Source organism: Shewanella indica (assembly GCF_033842865.1).
GTDB classification, from domain to species: domain Bacteria; phylum Pseudomonadota; class Gammaproteobacteria; order Enterobacterales; family Shewanellaceae; genus Shewanella; species Shewanella indica.
This window is the reverse complement of sequence record NZ_JAWXXR010000001.1, coordinates 3,572,982-3,597,326: the sequence shown is the minus strand read 5'-3', so window position 1 is coordinate 3,597,326 and position 24,345 is coordinate 3,572,982. Positions and strand designations below refer to the sequence as shown.

The window sequence follows — 24,345 nt, the reverse complement described above, 5'->3', positions numbered from 1 at the left end:
ATGACGCCTAAGCTGCCGTTTCAAGGGATTCTGTTCGACTTGGATGGAACTTTGGTGGATACCGCCGAGGACCTGACCGAAGCGCTGGCCTTGGCGCTGGCATCCCATGGGGTATCGATAGAAGATAAGCGCAAACTTTTGCGCACTCTGGCCTCTCACGGCTCGCTTGCCATGGTGCAAGCCGCCGTGCCCCAAGCCTCAGCCGAAGAGCAGGAGCATCTCCGGCAAGCGATGCTCAGGGAATATGATGCGGTCAACGGCCAAAAAGCCTGTTTGTTTGAAGGCATAGAAGCCTTGCTGGACAGTGCCCGTTCAAGAGCTATGCCGCTGGGGATTGTCACCAATAAACCAGCGCGTTTTACCCGTCCCTTGTTAGAGCGCATCGGGCTGCTTAAACGCTTTGATGCTGTGATCAGTGCCGATACTACCCTCTATCGCAAGCCCCACCCGGCTCCTATGTTACTGGGGGCCCAGCAGCTTAACTGCGCGACCGAACGTATTCTCTATCTTGGCGATGCAGAGCGCGACATAGCCGCGGCGCAGGCGGTTAATATGCCCTCTGCCATCGCCATGTGGGGATATCTGGCGGCAGAGGATAAACCGGCAGACTGGGGCGCAGATTGGCAGTTGAACCATCCACAGGCAGTGATGTCTCTGCCATTGTGGTAACAAGGTAAGAAAAACGCTAAATCGGCACTGTTTTCCCGAGGGGACAAGGCCTTAATGAAAGTCGCAGTCCGGATGCTACTTTAACCGAGCGGATCTGAGCAAGATCGCGGATCGCTGCTTATTTTAGCAGTCGATCACCTTGAGTGAGATCGCTTAATTTTTAACCATGATGACTGTGCGCCAGCAATGATGCAGCTTTGCGGAATCGGCCACTCAATATCCTCAAGATATCCACAAGATATACCCAAAACTCAGGCTTGCAAAAAGTGCCACACCTCACTATCTTGTTATCCAAGATATAGAAAAACACCATATCTTGTGTATCAGTCGCAATCAAACATACTAGTCTTGCACTGAAAACTCCCGGTTAACAGAGCCCACTCGGGCCGCCGTCGTTAACTGTTCGGTTGATTGTTTTACAAGGGAAGGTTTAATGACGCCGACGCGTCATTGTCACAGATATTACAACCAAGGCCTATCTTCAATGAATAGCACTATGACAGTTACCAAACGCAGTGGCGCACGCGAGACCATAGATCTCGATAAGATCCATCGCGTTATCACCTGGGCAGCCAAAGGATTAAACAACGTCTCGGTCTCCGAGGTGGAGTTACGTTCTCACCTGCAGTTTTATGATGGTATTCCCACTGAAGCCATCCATGAAACCATTATCAAGGCCGCAGCCGATCTGATCTCTCCCGACTCTCCGGACTATCAGTTCCTGGCCGCCCGCCTTGCTGTTTTTCATTTGCGTAAGAAAGCCTTTGGTCAGTTTGAGCCGCCAAAACTGGTTGATCATGTCAGCAAGTTGGTTGCCATGGGCAAGTACGACAAGCACCTGTTGGAAGACTACAGCCGTGAAGAGTTGGATGTACTCGACAGCTATATCGACCACTGGCGCGACATGAACTTCTCCTATGCTGCCGTCAAACAGCTGGAAGGCAAGTATCTGGTACAAAACCGTGTGACTCATGAAGTCTACGAAAGTGCCCAGTTCCTCTACATTCTGGTCGCCGCCTGTCTGTTTGCCCGTTATCCGAAAGAAACCCGGCTGCAGTATGTCAAAGACTTTTATGATGCGGTTTCTACCTTCAAGATCTCTCTGCCGACCCCTATCATGTCCGGTGTGCGTACGCCGACACGTCAGTTCAGCTCTTGCGTGCTGATCGAGTGTGATGACAGCCTGGATTCTATCAATGCCACGGCCTCATCCATCGTCAAATATGTCAGCCAGAGAGCCGGTATCGGTGTGAACGCCGGCCGTATTCGCGCCCTGGGCAGCCCTATTCGTGGCGGCGAAGCCTTCCACACAGGTTGTTTGCCTTTTTACAAATATTTCCAAACTGCGGTGAAATCCTGCTCCCAGGGCGGCGTTCGCGGCGGTGCTGCAACCCTGTTCTACCCTATCTGGCACCTGGAAGTTGAATCGCTGCTGGTTCTGAAAAACAACCGTGGTGTTGAAGACAACCGTATCCGTCACCTGGACTATGGCGTTCAGATCAACAAGCTGATGTATCAGCGGATGATCAAGGGCCAAAATATCACTCTGTTCAGCCCATCGGACGTTCCCGGCTTGTATGATGCCTTCTTTGCCGATCAGGACGAATTCGAACGCCTGTATGTGAAATATGAGCAAGATCCGAGCATTCGCAAGAAGACCCTTAAAGCGGTCGAGCTCTTCTCGCTGATGATGCAGGAGCGCGCCTCCACAGGTCGCATCTATGTGCAGAACGTGGATCACTGTAACACCCACAGCCCCTTCAACGCCGAAGTGGCCCCTGTGCGTCAATCCAACCTGTGCCTTGAGATTGCCCTGCCAACCAAGCCACTGAACAACATTGACGATCCCAATGGCGAAATCGCCCTTTGTACTCTGTCAGCGCTGAACCTGGGTGCGATAAAAGACTTGGGCGAACTGGAAGGCCTTGCCGATTTGGCCGTGCGCGCCCTGGATAACCTGCTGGATTACCAGGACTACCCTATTCCCGCTGCCAAGACGGCATCGATGAACCGCCGCACTCTGGGTATCGGGGTCATCAACTTCGCCAACTATCTGGCCAAGAACGGCGTGAAATACTCTGATGGCAGCGCCAACGGCCTGACTCACAAAACATTTGAAGCCATACAGTACTACCTGCTCAAAGCCTCGATGAATCTGGCCAAAGAGCTGGGTGCCTGCCCGCTGTTCCATGAGACCACTTATTCTCAGGGGATCATGCCGGTAGATACCTACAAGCGGGATCTGGACAAGATTTGTGATGAGCCGCTGCACCTGGATTGGGATGCCCTGCGTCACGATATCAAGCAGCATGGCCTGCGTAACTCGACTCTGTCGGCACTGATGCCATCCGAGACCTCTTCGCAGATCTCCAACGCCACCAATGGTATTGAGCCTCCACGCGGCCTTATCAGCGTCAAGGCCAGTAAAGATGGCCAGCTCAAGCAAGTGGTGCCCGATTTTGATGAGCTCAAGGACAAGTACGAGTTGCTGTGGCAGATGCCCGGCAACGACGGTTACCTGCAGTTGGTGGGTATTATGCAGAAGTTTGTCGATCAGGCGATTTCGGCCAATACCAACTATGACCCATCCAAGTTTGAAAGTAACAAAGTTCCAATGAAGCTGCTGCTCAAGGATCTGTTGACCGCCTACAAACTCGGGGTCAAGACCCTTTACTACCACAACACCCGTGATGGTGCTTCCGACAAATTCGATGACATTACCAGCATCGAGAAGGAAGACGACGGTTGTGCCGGCGGCGCCTGCAAGATTTAAGCAGGGTTAAGTAACAAGTTCGGGGCCCAGGTGGCCCCGTTGTTTGGAAAGAGTAGATCATGGCTTATTCAATTTTTTGTCAAACCCCCAACGATGCCACCCGCGAACCTATGTTTCTCGGTCAGGCGGTTAACGTGGCCCGTTACGATCAACAGAAGTACGAAGTATTCGAGAAACTGATCGAAAAGCAGTTGTCTTTCTTCTGGCGCCCGGAAGAAGTGGATGTCAGCCGCGACAAAATCGATTTCGGCGCCCTGCCGGATCATGAAAAGCATATCTTCCTCTCCAACCTCAAGTACCAAACCCTGTTGGACTCGATTCAGGGCCGGAGCCCCAATGTGGCTTTCCTGCCGCTGGTGTCCCTGCCTGAGCTGGAAACCTGGATTGAAACCTGGTCCTTCTCCGAGACCATTCACAGCCGCTCCTACACTCATATCATTCGCAATATTGTCAACGACCCATCCGTGGTGTTCGATGACATAGTGGTCAATGAGGAGATCCTCAAGCGCGCCGGCGATATTGCCGAGTATTATGACCGCCTTATCGAGCTGACCCAGCTGTATCACCTGCATGGTGAAGGCAAGTTCGACGTCAACGGTCGCACGCTTGAAGTCACTACCCGCACCATCAAAAAAGCCCTCTATCTGTGCATGATGTCGGTCAATGCGCTCGAAGCGATACGTTTTTACGTCAGCTTCGCCTGCTCCTTTGCCTTTGCCGAGCGCAAACTGATGGAAGGCAACGCCAAGATCATTCGCCTGATCGCCCGCGATGAAGCTTTGCACCTGAACTCAACCCAGCACATTATCAACCTGATGCAGGGTGGCAAAGATGATCCTGAGATGGGTGAAATCGCCAAAGAGTGCCAGCAGGAAGCTTACGATCTGTTCCTGCGCGCCGCCGAGCAGGAAAAGGCCTGGGCCAAGTACCTGTTCAAGGATGGCTCCATGATAGGCCTGAACGAAACCATTCTCTGCCAGTATGTGGAGTTCATTACCAATCAGAGAATGAAGGCGGTTAACCTGGGCGCACCATACAGTGAGCAGAGCGATCCCCTGCCCTGGATGAAAAACTGGCTGGAAAGCGATGCCGTACAGGTGGCGCCTCAGGAAGTGGAAGTATCATCCTATTTGGTCGGCCAGATAGATTCGGCTGTCGATGACGATGAGTTCTCCGACTTTGACCTTTAACAAAGCCCCTATCGTGCTGCTGCGCGGAGAGCCCTTGCTGCTGTATACCACAGAGCACAGGACTCTCCTGGCAGCGCTTGAAGCCCGTAAGGTGAGCATTTTTGCCGAGTGCCGCAGCGGGTTTTGCGGCGCCTGCAAGACCCGGGTGCGCAGTGGCTCGGTTACTTACCTGACCACGCCATTGGCCGAGTTAAAGGCGGATGAATGTCTGCCCTGCTGCTGTGTGCCCACGGAAGATCTGGACTTGGATCTCTCCAGCGAAGGCGCCGACATGCCGCTGCTGCGGGTTAAACACTTGGCCTGAAACAAGCGCAAAAAACACCGTCAATGGCAGATCTCCTACAGTCAAACAAGCGTTTTTTCGTTGTAAATCCTGCCTGACTCCGGTACTCTGCCGGACTTATGAAATCAGACTCAAGTTATTCATTCAAAAGTCTTTATTGCGCTTTTGATCGTTACCCTCTGCCCAAAGGCGCTTCGACCCATATACGTTATATGGCGTCAACCCTGTTTGCCTTCCAGTCCCCTGGTATGCTCTATCTACAAGGTGATCCCCAGATGCCTTCCTGGCAGCAGGAAACCCTGTCACTCGGCAGCAATCCCAGTGAGGTCAGTATCGTCAGGCACCAGCTAAACCCAAGCTCGGGCAATAACGTGCTTGCCAAGGCGCTGGACTATGCCAATCAGCTTGGGGCGCTGCTCAGGCAAAATCGCGATACCCTGACATTGGCGCAGTTTCGCGACCCCTGGGCGGGGGTGCCATTGCTGGATCATCGCAAGGACAATCCAGCGCTCAAGCTTGTCTATGAGGTTAATGCCCTGCCCAGCATAGAGCTGCCTATTCACCTGTCGCTGCCGCGAAAAACCCTGGCCAAAATCAGCGCCTGGGAGCAGCGTTGCCTGGATGGTGCCGATCTGATTGTGACGCCTTCAAAACTCACGGCTGCCGGCCTTGAAAAACGCACTACCACTCCAGTAGTCTATCTGCCAAACGGCGCCGAGTTGCCGCCTGCCGAGCCATTGAGGCAAGCAGAGGATGCGAGTCTGCCCAGGCTCATCTATTTTGGTGCTGCCCAGCGCTGGCAGGGGCTTAGGGATCTGCTCAAAGCCTTTGCCTTGGTGCGTCAGCAGTTGGAGGTCGAGCTGGATCTCTGCCTGTCACTCGAAAATCGCCAGGCCCGGCAGGTAAAGGCCTGGCTCAAGTCCATGGAACTGGAAGATTGTGTTTCGCTGCATTTCGGGTTGGACCAAGCCAGTCTCAGGCAAAAAATCCAGGCCGCGAGCGCATCTTTGGCGCCGCTCACGCCCTGCAGGCGCAACATGCTTCAGGGATGCTGCCCTTTGAAAGTGCTCGAATCCATGGCTTGTGGCACCGCAGTTATCGCCTCGGATCTACCTGTCATTCGTGAACTGGTAACCCATGAAGAGCATGGGCTCTTGGTTCCCCCCTCCAGGCCCTCCGAGCTCGCCAGAGCCTGTATTGAGCTGCTCAGTCAACCGGCCAAGGCCAAAGATTTGGGCCTCAAGGGCCAACAAAGGGTGACAGAGCAGTTCCAATGGCAACAGATCTGCACTCAACTCAGCGACTTGTATCAACAGCTGAGCCAAGGCCCCATGCAAGCTACCGCTTAATAGCACCTGTTTAATGTCAAGGAAACGATATGGAAACAGCCATAAACCCTTTTAACGCCCCGCTTCACTACTGGCGAATGCGCAAAGTGTTCAAGCAGTTAACCCCGGTGGAGCAAGAATTTATCCGCACCAGGAAGTTGGATGCAACCCATTCGACCCAGCACTGGTTACTGTTTCTCAAGCGCCTGACCCGATTGGATCGTATGGGCAGCCCATTGAGACGCCAGTTTCGCCGCAGCCGCAATTGGTTAATAGGTTTCACTATTGTCAGCATATTCCTGCCCGTACCTCACCTGGTGGTGTATGCCTTGGTGGGTTTGACTCTGGCCTCGATATTATTGCTTCACAGCTGCAACAATATGGACGTCAACGACAATGTGCGCACCGGCCTTATCAAATTGATGCAGGTACTGGCGATGGAGACCAACAGCGTGCAACTGAAACTGGATCTCGACTCCATACACAAGCGTAAGCCGGCCCGAACCGAAAAGCCTGAGAAAAATACCCAACTGGCCTACTTTGAAGTGCCACTGTTGCAATTCAGGGCCAAACTCAAGGACGGCAATGAGCTGCAACTGCGGGTGGATGATGTTATCTGTCGTCGTAAACGCACCCGTCGCAACGCCCGAGGCAAAGTCAAAACCAAGATCAAGTACAAGGGACGGCGCAGCATTCGCAGCTGCCTGACGCTGAATGCTGAATATTATCATCTACGCCAGGGTAAACTGGCACCAACGAGCAAGGCACAGACTCAAAACGGCATCACCAAGGTGAAATCCAACTCCACCTTTAAATTTATCGGTGAGTCACGTTTGATGGATGCCGAGAATATTCTCAGAACCATCGCCAAGTCCTATCAACAGACCAGTATTCGAGCCAGGGGATAATATGAGTCAGTGTCAGTTAAAAGTCGGTTTTTTCACCCTCAGCCCTTGCGGCCAACCTGCCGTTGGCAGTTGCAGTGAGTGCCAAGCCAGTGTCTGCGAGCATCATCTGGATCCCAAAACCTGTCTGTGTTTCCAGTGCGCCGCCAAACCCTTGAAGGTCGGCAAGGAAGTCTATGAAGATCCACACTCAGGCACCAAGTATGAGCAATTGAGCCTACAAGGCGTTAAACCTGAGGATCCGCTTGCCGGTTTCGCCCTCAAGCAACTGTATCTCGGCAGTGCCTGGTACCAACTGCACACCAAACACGGCAGTTACAATAAAGAGTTTGATGCCGAGGACTTTGCCGCTTTTGAGCTCCCTGTCGACGAAGATGATCAGCAGTTGCCGGATTACGAGTACCGGGATATCTATGACAGCTAACCCCAGGCTACTGTGGCTGACTCAACACTACCCGCCGGCCAAAGGCGGCATGGCATTGTCCTGCGATAGACTGGTGCGCCATTTGCGGCGGCTCGGGGTACATATCACCCTTTATCATTTACGCTCCGGCGGCCTGGAAAAGGAGACCGGCTATTTTGCTGAGCAGGGTTGCGATCTCAGCTTTCCCATGGGTACAAACCCGGCGCACTCGCTCAATCTTCTGTGGCACAAGCTGGAAGGTGAATATGATGCTGTCGTTGCCTATGGCTATCCCTTCTCCATGCATGCCGGGCGGGTCTTTGCCGCCTGGCTTGGGCTACCGCTCATCACATTGCTGCGCGGCAATGACTTCGACTTGAGTATTCTCGATCATCGTCGCTATCAAGTGCTGCAGGATACGCTGCAAGCCAGCGCGCTGGTATTGACCGTCAGCGCCGACAAGGCAAAACGGGTCAAAGCCCTGTGGCCGCAAGTCAGAGTGCACAACATGAGTAATGGCCTGGATAGCGAACGTTGGCGACCACTGCCGCTGGATAAAGAGCAAGCCAAAGCCTGGCGTTCCAATAACCTGGAAAATCCCAGTCAGCCTGTGATTGGCCTGTTCGGCCATTTGAAAGAGAAAAAAGGTTTGGCCTTTTTTATCGAGACCTTCAAACGCAGCCCCTTGGTACACAACTGCCATCTGTTGTTGATTGGCGAGCTGGATGAAAGCGCCGCCGAGCTATTGCAAACCCTGCCCGAGGGCAGTTACACCCTGGAGCCGTTTCTTGACAGGTATCAACTGATAAGCCGTTATCTGGTATGCGACCTTATCGCCATTCCCTCTTTCTATGAGGGAACACCCAATGTGCTGCTGGAGGCGGCGGCGCTCAACATCCCTGTGCTCGGCGCCTGCTGCGGCGGTATGGCCGATCTTATCTTCGACAGCCTGCATGAGCGCGAAAAGCATGTCTTTGATGGCCGTTTGACTGACAGTGACGCAGCAAATAATCTCCGCGGCCAAACGGACTCAGGTTATCTGTTTCATCCAACTTCGGCGGAATCGCTTTTGGATGCGTTGGTGCGTTGGCAAACCGATACCGCTTCGATTCGCGCCGCCAAGAGCCAGGCTTTGTACCAAACAGTACTGAGTCAGTGCAGCGCCGAGGCTGAAGCCGAGCGTTATTTTTCTGTCATCAAGTCTCTGGTCGCTCAAACGGCGAGTCACTGATGCTTATCTATTACGCCCCCGGCGGCGGACTCGGGCACTTGAGCCGGGCACTGAAAGTGCTCGGCTTTATCAAGGCGCAGCAAGCGTTGGTGATCACAAGTCCACTGCCGTTAGCGGTCGACACGCTGCTACCAAAGGGCATTCAACACATAAGTCTGCCGCCCGGGCTTCAAAGCCGAGCCGAACTCAGCGCTTGGCTCAAGCAGTTACTGGCATCGCTCAACAAGCAACAAGCGTGTCGGCTCATGCTGATAGATGCCTTTCCCGGGGGCATTTGGGGCGAGCTTGGTGATATCCCCTTGCCTGGCAAACTTGTCTATATCGCCAGATTGCTCAACTGGAATGTCTATCGCCAGCGTATTGCCCATATTCCCCGTTTTCAGCAAATCTGGTTTTGTGAATGGCCGACCCCGGAGCAAGAGCTGGCGCTCTCCAATCAAACGGGCCAACGCTTCTGGCTGCCGTTACTCGGCGAAGACAAGTCCAAAGGCGCAACCCCAAAGGGTCTTGAAAAGCCTAAACAGACTCTGGTGATCCACTCGGGAAGCCTTGCCGAGCAGGCTTTGCTGCTTGAACACGCCACAAAGGCGGGAGAAGCGATAGATATTATTGCGCCGCCGCGCCCGAGCGCCGATGCAGGCTTTAATAACAAACCCCTTGATAGCAAATCCCTTGATAAGAGTGCTCTGAGCGAGTTCAACAACTGCAACAACAAAGAGCACAAACCTGGATTAACCCGGCTGCAGCTGTACCCGGCCTCAGATATTGGCTGGCATTATCAAAGGGTTATCTGTGGCGGCGGCTTCAACCTGGTGAGCGAATATATCCTTCATCCAGGCGCCCTCTTCGTGCCCCTGACCCGGGCGCTGGATCTGCAGCATTTGCGTATCGACCGCGGCTTGGGTGGTTTTTTACCGCCGCCCGGGTTGAGCTCAGTACCAAACGATATTCTCAAGCGGCTTTGAAACGCTCATTTAGTGTTGAAAGCTTGTCACTCAAGGCTGTGACTCGGCTATCCGGGCGTGAATACGGTTGACCTCCAGCAAAGCTGCACTGCCGTACCAAGCTTTAAGTTCCATAATAAGGCTACCGGCCTGAACCTCAGGATCGCTGGCCGTCAAGGCTTCAGCCTCAGCCAGACTGGCGACATCAAAGATATAAATCCCCCGCCACTCGCCACCATCGATAAAGGGCCCGGCATGCCTTCAGTTAGATACCTTGAACGCCAATTGCTGAATAAGCCACTCTCTACAAAAGAGAAGGCCAAAAGGACTTATTCGCACCTTCCCTAAACCCGGTTAGAGACTAGATCCGCATCGCCAATTCTGCACCCTGACGAATGGCGCGTTTGGCATCCAACTCGGCAGCAACATCAACGCCGCCAATGAGGTGCATTGGCAAGCCGCACTCTTCCAGTTCCGGCAACAGCACACGGTTGGATTCCTGGCCTGCGCAGATCACCACAGTATCCACTGGCAGCAGTTGCGGCTTATCATCAATCAGTATGTGCAATCCCTGGTCGTCAAAGCGCTCATAGCTTACCCCACTGAGCTCTGTCACCTTGTGCTGCTTAAGCACCATGCGATGGATCCAGCCCGTGGTCTTACCTAAACCTTTACCCAGCTTGCTCTTCTTGCGTTGCAGCAAATACAGCTCTCTGGCCGGGGCATGCGCCTGGGCTTGTTTGGCCAATCCGCCGCGCTCGGCGTAACTTGTGTCTATCCCCCACTGACGATACCAGCGCTCCGGCTCCAGCGTGCTGGACTCCTGCTCGCCGAGGAAATGCGCCAAGTCAAAACCTATGCCACCGGCGCCGATAAGTGCCACCCGCTGGCCGACTTCCACCTCGCCCCGCAGCACCTGTTGATAACTGACCACCTTGGGAGAATCAAATCCGGGCAAGTTGAGCTCTCTTGGTACAACACCACTGGCGACCACCAACTCATCAAAAGGTTCATCCCTGAGCACAGAGGCGTTGAGCGGCGTATTCAAACGCAGGTCCACCTTAAAGTGTGCGAGGCGATTCTTGAAATAGCGTATGGTTTCGTTGAATTCCTCCTTGCCGGGGATCTTGCGCGCCAGGTTAAACTGGCCACCGACTTCATCTCGGGCTTCAAACAAAGTCACCTTGTGCCCCCGCTCAGCGGCGTAGACGGCAAACGCCATCCCCGCCGGGCCCGCGCCCATCACAGCCAGGCGTTTGGGTGACTCAGTCTTGGGGAAATTAATCTCTGTCTCATAGCAGGCTCTTGGATTAACCAGGCAAGTAGCACGCTTGAGCGAGAAGGTATGATCGAGACAAGCCTGATTACAGCCGATGCAGGTATTGATGGCTTCGCTTTGATTGGCCGCGGCTTTGTTGACAAACTCAGGATCGGCCAGGAAAGGCCTGGCCATGGAAACCATATCCGCCTGCCCCGAGGAGAGGATCTGCTCGGCTATCTCAGGTGTATTGATCCTGTTGGTGGCCACCAAAGGAACACTGAGTTCTTTTTTCAAACGTTCAGTGACCCAGGCAAAGGCGCCTCTGGGTACGCTGGTGGCTATGGTCGGGATCCTGGCCTCATGCCAACCTATGCCGGTATTGATGATAGTGACACCGGCTTGCTCCAGCGCTTTGCCGAGCTCTATGACCTCCTCAAGGCTTGAGCCCTTGTCAACCAGATCCAGCATAGACAAACGAAAGATAATGATGAACTCGGGTCCGACCTTGGCGCGGATGGCGCGAACAATTTCCAGTGGCAGGCGAATACGGTTGGCAAAACTGCCGCCGTACTCATCGCTGCGCTGATTGACCCGCTCACAGATGAACTGATTGATGAGATAGCCTTCAGAGCCCATCACTTCCACGCCATCATAACCGGCCCGTTTGGTCAATTCGGCAGAGGTGGCATAATCCTTTATGGTGCCACGGATTTGCCGCAAAGACATGGCGCTTGGCGTAAATGGGGTAATGGGTGACTTGACCTTGCTCGGTGCCAGTGAAAAAGGATGATAGCCATAACGACCGGCATGAAGGATCTGCATACAGATCTTGGCGCCGCCCTCATGCACGGCGCGGGTAACGATTTGGTGTTTGCCCACTTGCCAGGGAAAACTCAGCTGACAGGCGTTGGGGGCCAAACGGCCGCGAAAGTTTGGCGCTATGCCGCCGGTGACAATCAAACCCACACCACCCAGCGCCCGCTCCTTGTAGAAGTGTGCCAGTTTCTCAAAACCGCCCTTTTCTTCTTCCAACCCGGTATGCATGGAACCCATGAGTACCCGGTTTCTCAGCTGGGTAAACCCCAGATCCAAGGGTTCTAATAAATGAGGAAAGCCCGACATTAAAACATCCTTTTTAAACAAGTGATTTAAATCAGCATAACCTGAGCCGCCATCAAGCTCAACATAAAGCATGCATTGCGATCTCCCTTCGGCTAAGCCGGTAAAAGCACGCGTATAAAATCACTTACAAATGTGTTTTCCCGTTGCTGTTATTTTCAGTTAGCATTAGCGGAATGCATGGAAAAATGGAGTGGCTATGTCCGCAAAACCCCTGACAACCAAGAATACCCTGATGTTGATCTGGAATGTGATCAACTTCATTCGCAAGCTGGTGTTGAACCTAGTGTTCTTCCCGCTGTTCTTTATCGCTTTGATAGCCGTGGTCATCGCCATGGTCAGCAGTGATGAAATCCAAGTTGAGGATGGCTCGGCGTTGGTATTGAACCTGGCCGGCGGCATAGTGGATCAGAAACGCCAGATTGACCCGTTCGAGGCGATGTTAAACCAAGGCAAAGGACCCGATGTCAACGGCGAAATCTTATTGAGTGATGTGCTCTATACCATTAACAGCGCTACCAATGACAAGCGAATTAAGGCCCTGGTATTGGATCTGTCCGAGTTGCAATATGGCGGCCTGAGTAAGCTGAGCGCCATAGGCCAGGCACTCAATGAATTCAAGGATAGTGGCAAGCCTGTGGTCGCCATAGGTAACTATTATGATCAGAACCAGTATTTCCTGGCGAGTTTTGCCGATACTGTCTACCTCAACCCAGAGGGTATGGTGGCGGTAGATGGCTTGAGCCGCTACCGTCAGTACTATAAGTCGGCACTGGATAAGTTAAAAATCAAGGCGCACATTTTCCGTGTTGGTACTTTCAAGTCAGCGGTTGAACCTTTTATCCGTGACGACATGTCAGAAGCCGCCAAGGAAGCCAACTCTGTTCTGCTCAACGACATCTGGGGCAGCTATACAGACACAGTGGCAGCCAATCGTGGCATAGACAAATCCAACCTAGGCCTTAATGCTAGCGCTTATTTGGCAGAGCTGGAGCAAGCCGACGGCGATTCAGGCACCATGGCAGTTAACCTCAAGTGGGTCGATAAACTTGCCAGCGCCGAGGACTTCCGCCTGGCGATGTTGGACTTGGTGGGCAAAAGCAAGGAAGGCGATAGCTTCAAGCAGATCAGCTACTATGACTACGCCAAGTTGATGGCACCGCTGCCCGAGTTGGTCCCCTCAGAAGAGATTGGCGTTATAGTGGCCAAGGGCAATATTCTCAACGGCAGTCAACCGGCCGGTGATATCGGCGGCGAAAGTACCTCCGCCCTGCTGCGTAAGGCGCGCTTCGACGACACTATCAAGGCCGTAGTACTCAGGGTCGACAGCCCCGGCGGTAGCGCCTTTGCTTCCGAGCAAATTCGTCAGGAAGTGCTGGCATTGAAGAAAGCCGGTAAGCCTGTGGTGGTCAGCATGAGCAGCATGGCTGCATCAGGCGGGTACTGGATTTCGGCCAGCGCCGACTATATCTATGCCAACCCCACTACCCTGACCGGATCCATCGGTATTTTCGGCATGATAACCACCTTCGAGGACTCCCTGTCTTCCATCGGCGTCAATACCGATGGGGTGGCCACCTCTGACTGGGCCGGTCTTTCTGTTACCCGGCCACTTTCCGATGGCGTCAAGGCGGTGATCCAGCGCCATATCGAACGTGGCTACAAAGACTTTATCTCACTGGTGGCCAACGAGCGCAATATGACACTCGAGCAGGTGGATAAGATTGCCCAAGGCCGCGTTTGGTCCGGCAAGAAAGCGCTGGAGCTGGGTCTGGTGGATGAGCTTGGCGATCTCGATAACGCTATCGCCAAAGCGGCCGAATTGGCCGAGCTCGATAAGTTCGACAGCCGAGTGATAGAACAGGAACTGACACCTGAGCAACTCTTCATTCAGGAGATGTTCGCCAGTGTCTCAGCTTATCTGCCTCACAGCGTCAAGCAGTCCAGCGTACTGGAAAAGCTGCTGACTCAATGGAGCCAGGTACTGGAAGAGTTTGCCGCCTTTGACGACCCCAACGGCGTCTATCTCTACTGCGATAACTGCAGTTACTGATAATCCTGAAAGCCCGGTTCGCCGGGCTTTTTTGTGCCTTATGCTGTCGGGGTTGATTTGCTATAATCCGGCCTCTCTTTTGCTCCAATGATAAATAAAGCCAGATTATGAACAAAAAAAAGTCCATCTATGTCGCATACACGGGCGGCACCATAGGGATGCAAAAAACCAGTAATGGCTTTGCCCCGGTCGCCGGTTTCCTGACGGAATGCGTCAACTCCATGCCGGAGTTTTTCCATGAAGAGATGCCGACGTTCGTGATCCAGGAATATAGTCCGCTGATAGACTCCTCCAACATGGCTCCCAGCCACTGGCAGATGATAGCCGACGACATTCAGGCCAACTATGACAAGTATGATGGCTTTGTTATTCTTCACGGCACAGACACCATGGCGTTTACCGCCTCGGCGCTGTCTTTCATGCTGCAAGATCTCGGTAAGCCGGTTATCGTCACCGGCTCGCAAATTCCATTGGCGCAGCTGCGTTCAGACGGTCAAACCAACTTACTTAATGCGCTGTATATAGCGGCAAATTACCCAGTTGCCGAGGTTTGCCTGTTCTTCAACAATAAGTTGTTCCGCGGCAACCGTACCACCAAGGCTCATGCCGACGGCTTCGATGCCTTTGCTTCGCCGAATTTCCCCTTGTTGCTGGAAGCCGGGATCAAGATTCGCCTGCGCGCCGGTAAAATTGCTCCGCCCAGCGATAAGCCCCTGAAAGTGGCGCCCATTACCCCTCATCCTATTGGTGTGGTTACCTTGTATCCCGGGATCTCCACCGAGGTATTCAACAACATATTGCAGCAGCCGGTAAAAGCACTGATATTACTGACCTATGGTGTCGGCAACGCGCCGCAGGACCCAGGATTGCTGGAAACTCTCAAGCGGGCCAACGACAAGGGCACAGTGCTTATTAATCTGACCCAGTGCCTGCAGGGAAAAGTCAATATGGGCGGTTATGCCACAGGCAACGCCCTGGCAAAAGCCGGCGTTATCAGCGGCGCCGATATGACCACGGAAGCCGCCTTGACCAAGTTGCATTACCTGCTCTCCCAAGGGCTGAGTACAGAAGAGATAAGACGGCAGATGCAACAAAACCTCTGTGGCGAACTCACTTCGGATTGAATTTAATTGATAGTAAAAAGCCCTGTTTATACAGGGCTTTTTTATCATTCGAATCCAGAAACTTAATTAAAGATCAGATTCTTTGAACTCAGCAATGCTCTCACCGCGAAACTGCTTTTTCAGCTGCGCCTTGGACAACTCGTTGAGTTGGCCACCGGCACCTATAGTAAAGTGTTCGGTTTGCTCCAAACGTCTGGCCTGATAGAGCATCACCAGTTGCAGCGTGTTTTCCCGCTGTTCCTCGGTCAGCACAGTGCCATCTTCCCACTTACCTATCTCGGCGGCGCTGCGCAGTCTCTCATAGACCTCAACCGGCATCTCTTCAATCACTTTGTTGATATCTGTCATACACTTTTCCGCTTGTGCAAAATAATACGTACCCGGGTTATCAGGTAACCTACGAAACCGAGCGTAAAGCAGACCGCACCGGCGATGGCTCGATTGCCTTCGGCGACTTCGCCACCCCAGAACCAGATAACCACCCCGGCGATAAACAGGGTCAAGGCCAGAAAGCTCTGATTCATCAGTTTGGTCGACTGCTGAATATGACTAATCCTCGACAGCGACTCGGTGTTGGGTCCCAATTTCGAACTGCAGTGCGGGCAACTGGGTGCCTTACTGGAGATCCGCTTGCGGCATAAAGGGCATTCAACCAGTGCCATAACTGCTCCTTACCTGAGTTTGTCCACGACGGCCAGCATGGCGGTCAAAGAGGCTTCACCCAGGTACAGGCAACGCTCGGGGGACCAGCCCACCAGCGGATCGGCCAGATTATCATTGTCTTTAAATGGCATTTCCAAGGTGTTTGACAGGCAGTTGAAGGTTTCGCCGACCCAGTTGGAACCTATGGTCAGGTTGGCCTTGCCGGGCTCGTCCTTTTCATAGCCATGTTCGGTTTGGAAATCTGGGCTAACCAGCAAGAGCGCCGAGGCAAATTCCTGCTGCAGCTGAGTCAAACGCTCATCCCAACAAGGAATGCCTTCACAGCCTGCCAGGAACACATAAGGCAGACCTTCATCACCGTGGACGTCATAGAAAAGGTCCACACCGGTTTCTTTCATCTTTTGTACCACATGGTACACCTCGGGGCTCTTCTCCAGGCTTGGCGTTTGCCACTCACGATTTAGGTTAACACCGGCGGCATTGGTACGCAGATGGCCGCGGGCGCTGCCGTCGGGATTCATGTTGGGTACAACATAGAAGTTGGCCTTATCCAGCAACTGTTTGGAGACAGGGTCATCCGAGTCCAGCAAACGATACAGCAAACCTTCCACCAGCCATTCGGCCATGGTTTCCCCTGGGTGCTGACGGGCTGTGATCCAGATATTGCGCTTGCTGTTATCGCCATCCCCCACCTTGACCAGCGTCAGATCGCGACCATCCAAGGTCAGACCCAGGTGCTCCAGGCTCACTTCAGGATGCACTTGCACAGCGCTGAGCAGATCCAGGTGGCGCTCGTAACTGTAAGGTGCAAAATAGGCTATCTGAATCGCATCGGCGTCCAATTCCACATTGATACTCAATTTGCCGTCATCATACTTGGTCGGCAGGCGGAACCAGTGCTGGCGATCATAGCTGGCAACCGCCTGGTAGTTTTCCCAGCCTTTGGGATAAGAAGCGCTGCCGGCGTTGATGATATTGAGGGTGTAACTGTTTCCTACCTGGCCTTCAAAACGGAAATTGAACCACTGGTAGAACTCTCCGCCCTGATCCGGGCGGATCGCCAGTCTGATGTCGTCCTTATTATCAAGACTGATGACCTGAATATTGCCACCATCAAAATTCGCGCTGATCCGCATGATGTTTTCCTTCATTGCTTTTATAGGGTGTGGAGCCGAAAGGCTCGCGCAAGTGGGCTATAGGATAAACCAAATCGGCCGCGCTTGAAAACGCGGCCGACTCTGGCTTGATATTCGGGGAAAAATCAGTGGAGTTTACCAAAGGCTGAAACTGTATCCTTGGCCGCGCACAGTATTAATAAGGCTTCTTGGCAAACGGGTCTGCTCCAGTTTACGCCGGGTGTTGGAGATATGCATATCCAGGTTTCGGTCAAACCGCCCCAACTCTTTTTTTAACACCCGTCGCTGTAGCTCCTGCTTGGTAACCACCTGGCCCTTACGCTCAAACAGATATTTAAACAAACGAAACTCTGTCTGAGTCAATGCCAATTGCTGATCGGCAATGGCTACTGTGTAATCCGTCTCATCAAACTGAATATGCTTATTGAGCGCCAGATCGGTAGGTTCCTGCCCCTTGCTGATATTGATCCTTCTTATGAGTGCCTGAATACGGACCAACAACTCTTTGACGCTAAATGGCTTACTCAGAAAATCATCAGCCCCCAGCTCATAACCTTTAATCCTTTCCTCTTCGCTATCGACAGCCGAAATCACTATCACAGGTGTACTGTCCTTACGGGCAAGTAACATCTCAAAACCATTGAGTTTGGGCATCATTAAGTCGAGCAAGATAACATCCGGGGTAAAAGTGTCGAGTCTCATCAGTGCATCCAAACCATCAGCGGCACAAACAACATCGTGCCCCTCGCCCTCCAGTGCTTCCTTGAGCAAGTCCCTGAACTCCAGGTCATCGTCCACCAATAAAATTTTCGTCATTTTCGTTAATACAATTCTCAAATAAGAACCATTACCATTAACGTTAACATAATTATCCTGACCGAGCCAGAAAAATTCACTGGTTATAATGATGTAAGGTGCACAGAGTCACATATAACGAGTTATGAAAAAGGGACAGCCGGTCAAACTGTCCCTATAGTCAACTGGATAAGTTAAGTTTACCGCCACTGGGCAGCAAACCTTATCCATGCCTTTTGTTGTCCACCTTACTTGTCTTGCATCAACTGGCTGATGTATTTGACCGGAGCACTGCCATAACTGAGGAAGTTTTCGTGAAATGCCTTGAGCTCAAACGCCTTTCCTTGCTGCTGTTTAAGTTCTTCCCTGAGGTCGTAAATTTCACGATATCCGGCGTAATAGCTGGTTAACTGTACCTGGCTCAGCGTTGCCCGGCGCCATTTACCTTCCGCCTCGGCTTGCTGCTGGAAGGCTTCTTCAGTCATCAATTTGATAGCCTGCTCTTCAGTCATCCCCTTGACCTGAATGCTGTAGTCCAGAATGGTGTTACAAATCACCCTGAGGTTCCACTTGTAGTACATCAGCCACATTTCCGGCTCAAAGTTGCCATAGCCCTGTTCCAACATCATACGCTCGGCATAAACGGCCCAACCTTCGACCATGGCTCCGTTACCAAACAGGCTCTTGACCAGGCTCGGTGATTCATTGGAGTACACCAGTTGGGTGTAATGGCCGGGGATAGCCTCATGTATGTTCAGTACCTGCAATATCCAGTGGTTGTACTCGCGCAAGTAACTTTCGGCCTGCTCGTCAGTCATGCCATCGAGGGGAGTCACGTTATAATAAGTGTTGCCGCCCTTTTCATAAGGGCCGGGAGCACTGATGGAAGCACCGGCAAAACCTCGCATATATTCAGGTGTTTCCCTGACCACCAAAGGCTTTTTCGGATCCAGAGTCACCAGATCGTGTTGATTGACAAAATTCACCAGCTCGGGGATCTGCGCCCTCACCTCGTCCACAAAATCTTCCCGCTTTACATGCCGGGCCGAAAGCTTGTCGATCAACTGTTTGATAGCCTTCTTCTCGTCTTGCGGCTTGGGCTCTTGAAAATACTTGCTCCAGAGCTTATCGGTAATTTTCGCCATTTCACCCTGAACCCTGGCCTTATCGGCCAGCGCCTTTTCATAAAGGGCCTTGGCGCTCATACCGGCCTGAATATCGAAGGCAAACTTCTCCTCATAAAGTGCTTCTCCTATCCGAAAGCTACGGCTGCCTTCGCGCTTAAGTTGCTGCTCAAGCTGTTTTAGAAACTGGATATGCCCTTCGATGGCAGCCACGGCATTAGCCAGTCTTTGCTTGAACAACGCCTTTTCATCAGCGTTCAGGCCGGAGGCGTTCACTTTGACGAGCAGTTCATCGGACAATACCGTAAAGGCTCCCTGATTTTGCATGATGGCCAACTCTGTGTGCTCCAGAGTGGGATTCTCTATGTTTTGCTGCGCCGCCCGGTAATAGGCCGGTACATTTTCCAATCGGCCCAATGCAGAGCGCAACCTTTGATCCAGAGGTGCAAAGTCTTCATTGATGATTTGCGCAAAACCTCCGGCCACGTTGTAACTGGATGGGTCCCACTGCCAGGACTTGAAGCGTTTGATTTCCCACTCCATGCTGCCGAGGACGTTTTCAATCAAGCGATAGTCAATCAGGTTGGCTGCGGTAAGCGCCGCAAAATCAAAGCTCGCCATCTTGGCACGCTGCTGCTGAATAAAGTTCAGCGTCACGGTGCGGCTGGCCGCATCCGGTACCAGGAGTTTGGCATCATATTGATGAAAACCATTATAGAGCGCCCAAGTCGGTGCAACTTGCCACAAAGAATCGATAAAACTTTGACTGAATACAGTAAAGGCTTGGTTCTGATCTTGTTTGACGATAGCAGAAACGTTAGATGCCATCGCCTCTGGCGAGCTTTGGGTTTGACATGCGGACAGACCTGTCAGCGCCAGTGACACCGCCAGGCACAGGGTGAGTTTTTTCATATGATTTCCTTCCCGGCACCCGTATGTTGGAAATTTGAGTTTTTATCGGTTTTTCGGGTGCATAGTTTGCTAGTAAATCATGGAAGCAGGAACTTTTCAGCAATTGTTAGTAAAGAAACATGCTTTGTTACAGTTTGCGAGCTGGCATGAATTGCATGTGACCATAGTGAAGACAACGGTGAAGACAATAGTGAAGCCATTTCAAGCTGCTATGGAAAAGTAACTAATTACAGAAGAAGCATTTCACGCGCGGAAAAACAAAGAGTATCTGGCATAAAGAAGCTTCTTAAACGAGTTTTTATATTGTTTAATTTTAACTTTTTGGGCAACCGGAATATAAAGGATGATTGTGTGCTAGGGCGCCGTGCTTCCATATGGGTTGAACAGAAGGTGTTCAAAATTCTGTGTCACGCTAAAAAATACCGCTCATTGTAAGTGAGCGGTATTTTGCTTCTAGGACAAGGCTATTGTTAGTCGCGGTAAACCTCGCCGTAGAAGCTTGCCAGCAACAGGGCTTTTAACTCACTGATCAGAGGATACCTGGGGTTGGCACCTGTACACTGATCATCAAAAGCATCTTCAGCCAGTTCATCGAGCTTATCCAGAAAATCGGCTTCTGTGACACCGGCTTCCTGAATCGACCCCGGGATCCCCAAAGCCAGCTTCAACTGCTCAATTTTGGCTATCAAACGCTCGACTTTTTCGGTGTCACTCAGCTCGGCGTCTGTCAGCTTGAGATGATCAGCAATGGCAGCATAGCGGCAGAGCGCCTTGGGCCTGTCATACTGGCTGAAGGCGGCTTGCTTGGTCGGCAGGTCGGTGGCGTTGAAACGGATGACATTGCTTATGAGCAGTGCATTGGCCAAGCCGTGTGGCAGATGGAACTCGGCGCCCAGTTTGTGAGCCATAGAGTGACATATGCCCAGGAAAGCGTTGGCAAAGGCGATACCGGCAATGGTGGCGCCGTTGTGCACTTTTTCGCGGGCAATCGGCGCCGCGGCGCCCTCTTCGTAGGCCTTGGGCAGGTGCGTAACCAGAAGATCCAAGGCCTGCAATGCCTGGCCGTCACTGTACTCATTGGCCATCACGCTGACATAGGCTTCCAAGGCATGGGTAATGGCATCTATCCCGCCAAAGGCGGTTAAGGACTTGGGCATGTTCATCACCAGGTTGGGATCCACAATCGCCATGTTGGGGGTCAGTTCATAATCTGCGATGGGATACTTGGCACCTGTCTGCTCATCAGTCACCACGGCAAATGGTGTGACTTCAGAGCCTGTGCCCGACGTGGTGGGAATAGCGACCATCTTGGCCTTGCGCCCAAGTTTGGGGAACTTGTAAATACGTTTACGAATATCCATGAAACGCAGCGCCAGATCGGCAAAGTCCACCTGAGGATGTTCATACATCACCCAGATGATCTTGGCAGCGTCCATAGGGGAGCCACCGCCCAGTGCGATGATCACATCCGGTTGGAAACTCTCGGCCACCTTGGTGCCGGCGCGAACTACTGCTAAGGTAGGATCGGCCTCCACTTCATAAAACACTTCGGTATCCAGCCCCAAACCCTTGAGGATCTTGACGGTTTCATCACAGTAGCCATTATTGAACAAGAACTTGTCTGTCACTATCAAGGCGCGGCGTTTGTCGGCCAACTCCTCCAGGGCAATAGGTAGACTACCGCGGCGGAAATAAATGGAGGATGGAAGTTTGTGCCACAACATATTCTCGGCCCTCTTGGCGACAGTTTTCTTGTTGATAAGGTGACTCGGGCCCACGTTCTCCGAAATCGAGTTCCCCCCCAGGAGCCACAGCCCAAAGTGAGAGAAGGTGCCAGCTTGAAGTTATAGAGATCGCCAATCCCGCCTTGAGATGCCGGGGTGTTTATCAGAATTCGAGCTGTTTTCATCCGCTCACCGAAACGCTTGACCCGCTGCACCTGGGTATCTTGATCTGTATAGAGTCCAGAGGTATGACCGATACCACCGAGTTTCACCAAGGCATCGGCCTTATCCAGCGCCTCATCAAAGTCGTTGGCGCGGTACATACCAAGCAGCGGCGAAAGCTTTTCATGGGCGAAGGCTTCGGCTTCGGTGATTTCATCCACCTCACCGATCAGTACCTTGGTCCAGCTCGGTACGCTGAAGCCGGCCATTTCGGCAATGCGCGCCGCACTCTGGCCAACTATGGCGGCATTGAGCGCGCCATCTTTGAGGATAACCTGTTTCACCGCAAGGCATTCTTCGTCATTGAGCAGGTAACCGCCATGATGAGCAAAACGCTCCCGTACTGCTTGGTAGACGCTATCGAGTACCACGACCGCTTGTTCAGAGGCGCATACCACACCGTTATCAAAGGTTTTTGACATCAATATGGAAGCCACCGCGCGTTTGATATCCGCGGTTTCATCAATAACCACAGGTGTATTACCTGCGCCGACACCTATGGCAGGTTTCCCGGAAGAGTAAGCGGCTTTCACCATACCCGGGCCACCGGTGGCCAGAATAAGATTTATCTTTTCGTGGGTCATCAGGTGATTGGAAAGTGCGACGCTGGGTTCATCTATCCAGCCTATAATGTCCTCGGGAGCTCCGGCCTTAATGGCGGCATCCAGTACTATTCGGGCGGCTGCGACTGTGGATGCCTTGGCTCTGGGGTGCGGGGAGAAGACGATGGCATTACGGGTTTTCAGGCTGATAAGCGCCTTGAAGATAGCGGTGGAAGTAGGATTGGTTGTCGGTACTATGCCGCAGATGATCCCCACGGGTTCGGCAATTGTGATGGTGCCGAAGGTGTCGTCTTCTTCCAGAATGCCGCAGGTCTTTTCATCTTTGTACTTGTTATAGATATACTCGGAAGCAAAGTGGTTTTTAATCACTTTATCCTCCAGCACTCCCATGGAGGTTTCGGCGGCGGCCTGTTTTGCCAACGCTATTCTGGCATCGGCGGCAGCCAGCGCGGCGGCGCGAAATATCTTATCGACTTGCTGCTGACTGAAACCTGCGAATTTCGCCTGAGCCTGGCTGACTCTTTCCAGTAGCAGATCCAGTTCCTGAGTATTGGTGACTTTCATAATCAGTTTCCCGTAAAAAAATTTAACAAAGGCTCATCTTGGTTAAACTCTCTCACATGAAATAAAATTACATCCAAACCGGGTGGACATCTGTGATCTTGGCCACAGGCATGGCGTTTTATGTAATTCAACAACGTTAAATCAGATTCAAGCATAGAAAAAATCTTTGTATTAGAATCGACTATACTGCAGCTTTGACTGCACTGATATTACGAAAATTTATTCGAAGTTGTGACCAAGTATAGAAAATCTCATTTCTGGGGTTTGTTAACTTAGGGTAGAGTATGCACCGTCTCAAGTTACTGTTTCCCGGTGAGTTCCCTACACTGGAAGGATACGAAATTGGATTTGACCCTGTACGTTAAATTTTTCCTCGGACTGGTGGCTATCATCAACCCGGTGGGCCTGTTGCCGGTATTTGTCAGCCTGACCAGTCACCAGACTGAGGCTGAGCGTAACCATACCGCTAAAATATCCAACTTTGCCGTGGTGGTAATCCTCTTGGTTACCACAGTGGCGGGTCAGTATATATTGAATATGTTCAGTATTTCGCTGTCGGCGTTCCGAATTGCCGGCGGTACACTGATTGCCATCATCGCCATGTCCATGTTGCAAGGAAAGCTTGGCGAGGTGAAACGCAACCAGGAAGAAGACAGAGAAGCCTCGGCGATGGAATCTGTGGCTGTGGTACCGCTGGCTTTGCCTCTAATGGCTGGCCCAGGGGCTATCAGCTCAGTTATCGTCTTTGCCGCCGAGCATAAAGGCCTGGCTAATCTGCTGGCCATGTCGGTGACTGTAGCGCTGTTTGGTCTGCTCAGCTTTGCATTGTTCAGAATGGCTTCGGTCATCAATAAGCTCCTCGGTAAAACAGGGATCAACGTGATCACCCGTCTGATGGGACTCTTGATGCTATCCATTGGCATTGAGGTAATAGCCGCAGGTTTTAAGGGGCTGTTTCCCAACTTACTGGGATAAAATCAAATCGGCTAATGTGTTGATATTATGGATACCCCTCTCACAAACCGTGCCGCATACGTCAGGATTAGTCGTACAAAGCTAATTTGCTGCAGAAAGGTTGGGAATCTTGACCGCGCAGCCGCTATCATTCAAAGGACTATGCAAAGGACTATGCAAAGGACTATGCTCAGAAACGCAAAAACCCGACCTTATGGTCGGGTTTTTTTAATCTGGCGGTGAAGGAGGGATTCGAACCCTCGATACGTTGCCGTATACACACTTTCCAGGCGTGCTCCTTCAGCCACTCGGACACCTCACCGTTTTGATACTTTTTACTGTGGGTATCAACACATCTATCAGGAGTAATATCTCTATCCCCTTGATGGAGCGGTACTTTACGCA

19 protein-coding genes, 1 tRNA gene and 1 pseudogene are annotated in these 24,345 nt (G+C 52.2%); 12 read left to right on the top strand and 9 right to left on the bottom strand.

The window, feature by feature from the left end:
- The 9 genes from SIL79_RS16110 to SIL79_RS16070 all read left to right on the top strand — a co-directional run bounded on the left by SIL79_RS16110 (position 1) and on the right by SIL79_RS16070 (position 9,747).
- On the top strand, positions 1–669 hold the full coding sequence (locus SIL79_RS16110; RefSeq protein WP_144361490.1) for an HAD family hydrolase: 669 nt from the start codon (positions 1–3) through the stop codon (positions 667–669).
- 484 nt (positions 670–1,153) lie between these two features.
- Entirely contained in the window at positions 1,154–3,442 is a 2,289-nt protein-coding gene (gene nrdA, locus SIL79_RS16105; protein WP_144361543.1) for a class 1a ribonucleoside-diphosphate reductase subunit alpha, read from the top strand.
- Between the two features lie 59 nt (positions 3,443–3,501).
- On the top strand, positions 3,502–4,632 hold the full coding sequence (gene nrdB / locus SIL79_RS16100) for a class Ia ribonucleoside-diphosphate reductase subunit beta (protein ID WP_025010421.1): 1,131 nt from the start codon (positions 3,502–3,504) through the stop codon (positions 4,630–4,632).
- On the top strand, positions 4,601–4,936 hold the full coding sequence (gene yfaE / locus SIL79_RS16095; RefSeq protein ID WP_233962398.1) for a class I ribonucleotide reductase maintenance protein YfaE: 336 nt from the start codon (positions 4,601–4,603) through the stop codon (positions 4,934–4,936). The genes nrdB and yfaE overlap by 32 nt, the downstream gene beginning before the upstream one ends.
- Positions 4,937–5,034: 98 nt before the next feature.
- Positions 5,035–6,264 (top strand): glycosyltransferase family 4 protein, encoded by a 1,230-nt coding sequence (locus SIL79_RS16090; RefSeq protein ID WP_162206367.1) that lies wholly within the window; start codon positions 5,035–5,037, stop codon positions 6,262–6,264.
- 29 nt (positions 6,265–6,293) lie between these two features.
- A complete protein-coding gene (locus tag SIL79_RS16085; protein ID WP_039032992.1) occupies positions 6,294–7,151 on the top strand; it encodes a hypothetical protein in 858 nt (285 codons plus the stop codon).
- Between the two features lies 1 nt (position 7,152).
- Positions 7,153–7,572 (top strand): hypothetical protein, encoded by a 420-nt coding sequence (locus tag SIL79_RS16080; RefSeq protein ID WP_052247922.1) that lies wholly within the window; start codon positions 7,153–7,155, stop codon positions 7,570–7,572.
- Positions 7,562–8,782, top strand: a complete 1,221-nt coding sequence (locus tag SIL79_RS16075) for a glycosyltransferase family 4 protein (RefSeq protein ID WP_162206366.1) — start codon at positions 7,562–7,564, stop codon at positions 8,780–8,782. The genes SIL79_RS16080 and SIL79_RS16075 overlap by 11 nt, the downstream gene beginning before the upstream one ends.
- Positions 8,782–9,747 carry a hypothetical protein gene (locus SIL79_RS16070; RefSeq protein WP_319619521.1) on the top strand — a complete coding sequence of 322 codons (966 nt, stop codon included), beginning with the start codon at positions 8,782–8,784 and terminating at the stop codon, positions 9,745–9,747. The genes SIL79_RS16075 and SIL79_RS16070 overlap by 1 nt, the downstream gene beginning before the upstream one ends.
- A 30-nt stretch (positions 9,748–9,777) precedes the next feature.
- On the opposite strand, the gene SIL79_RS16065 is transcribed toward SIL79_RS16070, so the two are convergent.
- Together SIL79_RS16065 and SIL79_RS16060 are read right to left on the bottom strand one after the other, a co-directional pair.
- The gene (locus tag SIL79_RS16065) at positions 9,778–9,969 is read right to left on the bottom strand and encodes a YciI family protein (RefSeq protein WP_162206395.1); all 192 of its coding nucleotides are present in this window, start codon (positions 9,967–9,969) and stop codon (positions 9,778–9,780) included.
- A gap of 118 nt (positions 9,970–10,087) precedes the next feature.
- Positions 10,088–12,109, bottom strand: coding sequence for an NADPH-dependent 2,4-dienoyl-CoA reductase (locus SIL79_RS16060; RefSeq protein WP_319619520.1), 2,022 nt, complete (start codon positions 12,107–12,109; stop codon positions 10,088–10,090).
- 196 nt (positions 12,110–12,305) lie between these two features.
- On the opposite strand from SIL79_RS16060, the gene sppA reads away from it, so the two are divergent.
- Together sppA and ansA are read left to right on the top strand one after the other, a co-directional pair.
- Positions 12,306–14,159: a signal peptide peptidase SppA gene (gene sppA, locus SIL79_RS16055; protein WP_039032995.1), complete on the top strand. Its 1,854-nt coding sequence runs from the start codon at positions 12,306–12,308 to the stop codon at positions 14,157–14,159.
- A 107-nt stretch (positions 14,160–14,266) separates the two neighbouring features.
- Positions 14,267–15,283: an asparaginase gene (ansA, locus tag SIL79_RS16050; protein WP_039032996.1), complete on the top strand. Its 1,017-nt coding sequence runs from the start codon at positions 14,267–14,269 to the stop codon at positions 15,281–15,283.
- Between the two features lie 66 nt (positions 15,284–15,349).
- Here ansA and SIL79_RS16045 read toward each other — a convergent pair whose 3' ends face one another.
- The 6 genes and pseudogenes from SIL79_RS16045 to adhE form a co-directional block, all read right to left on the bottom strand.
- Positions 15,350–15,631, bottom strand: coding sequence for a YeaC family protein (locus tag SIL79_RS16045; RefSeq protein WP_039032997.1), 282 nt, complete (start codon positions 15,629–15,631; stop codon positions 15,350–15,352).
- Positions 15,628–15,945, bottom strand: a complete 318-nt coding sequence (locus tag SIL79_RS16040) for a hypothetical protein (protein ID WP_039032998.1) — start codon at positions 15,943–15,945, stop codon at positions 15,628–15,630. The genes SIL79_RS16045 and SIL79_RS16040 overlap by 4 nt, the downstream gene beginning before the upstream one ends.
- 9 nt (positions 15,946–15,954) lie before the next feature.
- The gene (locus SIL79_RS16035) at positions 15,955–17,082 is read right to left on the bottom strand and encodes a M14 family metallopeptidase (RefSeq protein ID WP_039032999.1); all 1,128 of its coding nucleotides are present in this window, start codon (positions 17,080–17,082) and stop codon (positions 15,955–15,957) included.
- Between the two features lie 135 nt (positions 17,083–17,217).
- A complete protein-coding gene (locus tag SIL79_RS16030; protein ID WP_039033000.1) occupies positions 17,218–17,898 on the bottom strand; it encodes a response regulator transcription factor in 681 nt (226 codons plus the stop codon).
- A 227-nt stretch (positions 17,899–18,125) separates the two neighbouring features.
- Entirely contained in the window at positions 18,126–19,913 is a 1,788-nt protein-coding gene (locus tag SIL79_RS16025; protein ID WP_162206364.1) for a DUF885 domain-containing protein, read from the bottom strand.
- A 470-nt stretch (positions 19,914–20,383) separates the two neighbouring features.
- Positions 20,384–22,986: pseudogene (gene adhE, locus SIL79_RS16020) on the bottom strand (bifunctional acetaldehyde-CoA/alcohol dehydrogenase).
- A 342-nt stretch (positions 22,987–23,328) separates the two neighbouring features.
- On the opposite strand from adhE, the gene SIL79_RS16015 reads away from it, so the two are divergent.
- A complete protein-coding gene (locus tag SIL79_RS16015) occupies positions 23,329–23,961 on the top strand; it encodes a YchE family NAAT transporter (RefSeq protein ID WP_025010407.1) in 633 nt (210 codons plus the stop codon).
- A 213-nt stretch (positions 23,962–24,174) separates the two neighbouring features.
- On the opposite strand, the gene SIL79_RS16010 is transcribed toward SIL79_RS16015, so the two are convergent.
- Positions 24,175–24,262 (bottom strand) — tRNA-Ser (locus SIL79_RS16010).
- Positions 24,263–24,345 lie beyond the last annotated feature (83 nt).

What these genes read in the sequence shown, in the direction of transcription:
- SIL79_RS16110 (WP_144361490.1), top strand. Translation starts at nt 1, where the DNA reads ATGACGCCTAAGCTGCCGTTTCAAGGGATTCTGTTCGACTTGGATGGA.
- nrdA (WP_144361543.1), top strand. Translation starts at nt 1,154, where the DNA reads ATGAATAGCACTATGACAGTTACCAAACGCAGTGGCGCACGCGAGACC.
- nrdB (WP_025010421.1), top strand. Translation starts at nt 3,502, where the DNA reads ATGGCTTATTCAATTTTTTGTCAAACCCCCAACGATGCCACCCGCGAA.
- yfaE (WP_233962398.1), top strand. Translation starts at nt 4,601, where the DNA reads ATGACGATGAGTTCTCCGACTTTGACCTTTAACAAAGCCCCTATCGTG.
- SIL79_RS16090 (WP_162206367.1), top strand. Translation starts at nt 5,035, where the DNA reads ATGAAATCAGACTCAAGTTATTCATTCAAAAGTCTTTATTGCGCTTTT.
- SIL79_RS16085 (WP_039032992.1), top strand. Translation starts at nt 6,294, where the DNA reads ATGGAAACAGCCATAAACCCTTTTAACGCCCCGCTTCACTACTGGCGA.
- SIL79_RS16080 (WP_052247922.1), top strand. Translation starts at nt 7,153, where the DNA reads ATGAGTCAGTGTCAGTTAAAAGTCGGTTTTTTCACCCTCAGCCCTTGC.
- SIL79_RS16075 (WP_162206366.1), top strand. Translation starts at nt 7,562, where the DNA reads ATGACAGCTAACCCCAGGCTACTGTGGCTGACTCAACACTACCCGCCG.
- SIL79_RS16070 (WP_319619521.1), top strand. Translation starts at nt 8,782, where the DNA reads ATGCTTATCTATTACGCCCCCGGCGGCGGACTCGGGCACTTGAGCCGG.
- SIL79_RS16060 (WP_319619520.1), bottom strand. Translation starts at nt 12,109, where the DNA reads ATGTCGGGCTTTCCTCATTTATTAGAACCCTTGGATCTGGGGTTTACC.
- sppA (WP_039032995.1), top strand. Translation starts at nt 12,306, where the DNA reads ATGTCCGCAAAACCCCTGACAACCAAGAATACCCTGATGTTGATCTGG.
- ansA (WP_039032996.1), top strand. Translation starts at nt 14,267, where the DNA reads ATGAACAAAAAAAAGTCCATCTATGTCGCATACACGGGCGGCACCATA.
- SIL79_RS16045 (WP_039032997.1), bottom strand. Translation starts at nt 15,631, where the DNA reads ATGACAGATATCAACAAAGTGATTGAAGAGATGCCGGTTGAGGTCTAT.
- SIL79_RS16040 (WP_039032998.1), bottom strand. Translation starts at nt 15,945, where the DNA reads ATGGCACTGGTTGAATGCCCTTTATGCCGCAAGCGGATCTCCAGTAAG.
- SIL79_RS16035 (WP_039032999.1), bottom strand. Translation starts at nt 17,082, where the DNA reads ATGCGGATCAGCGCGAATTTTGATGGTGGCAATATTCAGGTCATCAGT.
- SIL79_RS16030 (WP_039033000.1), bottom strand. Translation starts at nt 17,898, where the DNA reads ATGACGAAAATTTTATTGGTGGACGATGACCTGGAGTTCAGGGACTTG.
- SIL79_RS16025 (WP_162206364.1), bottom strand. Translation starts at nt 19,913, where the DNA reads ATGAAAAAACTCACCCTGTGCCTGGCGGTGTCACTGGCGCTGACAGGT.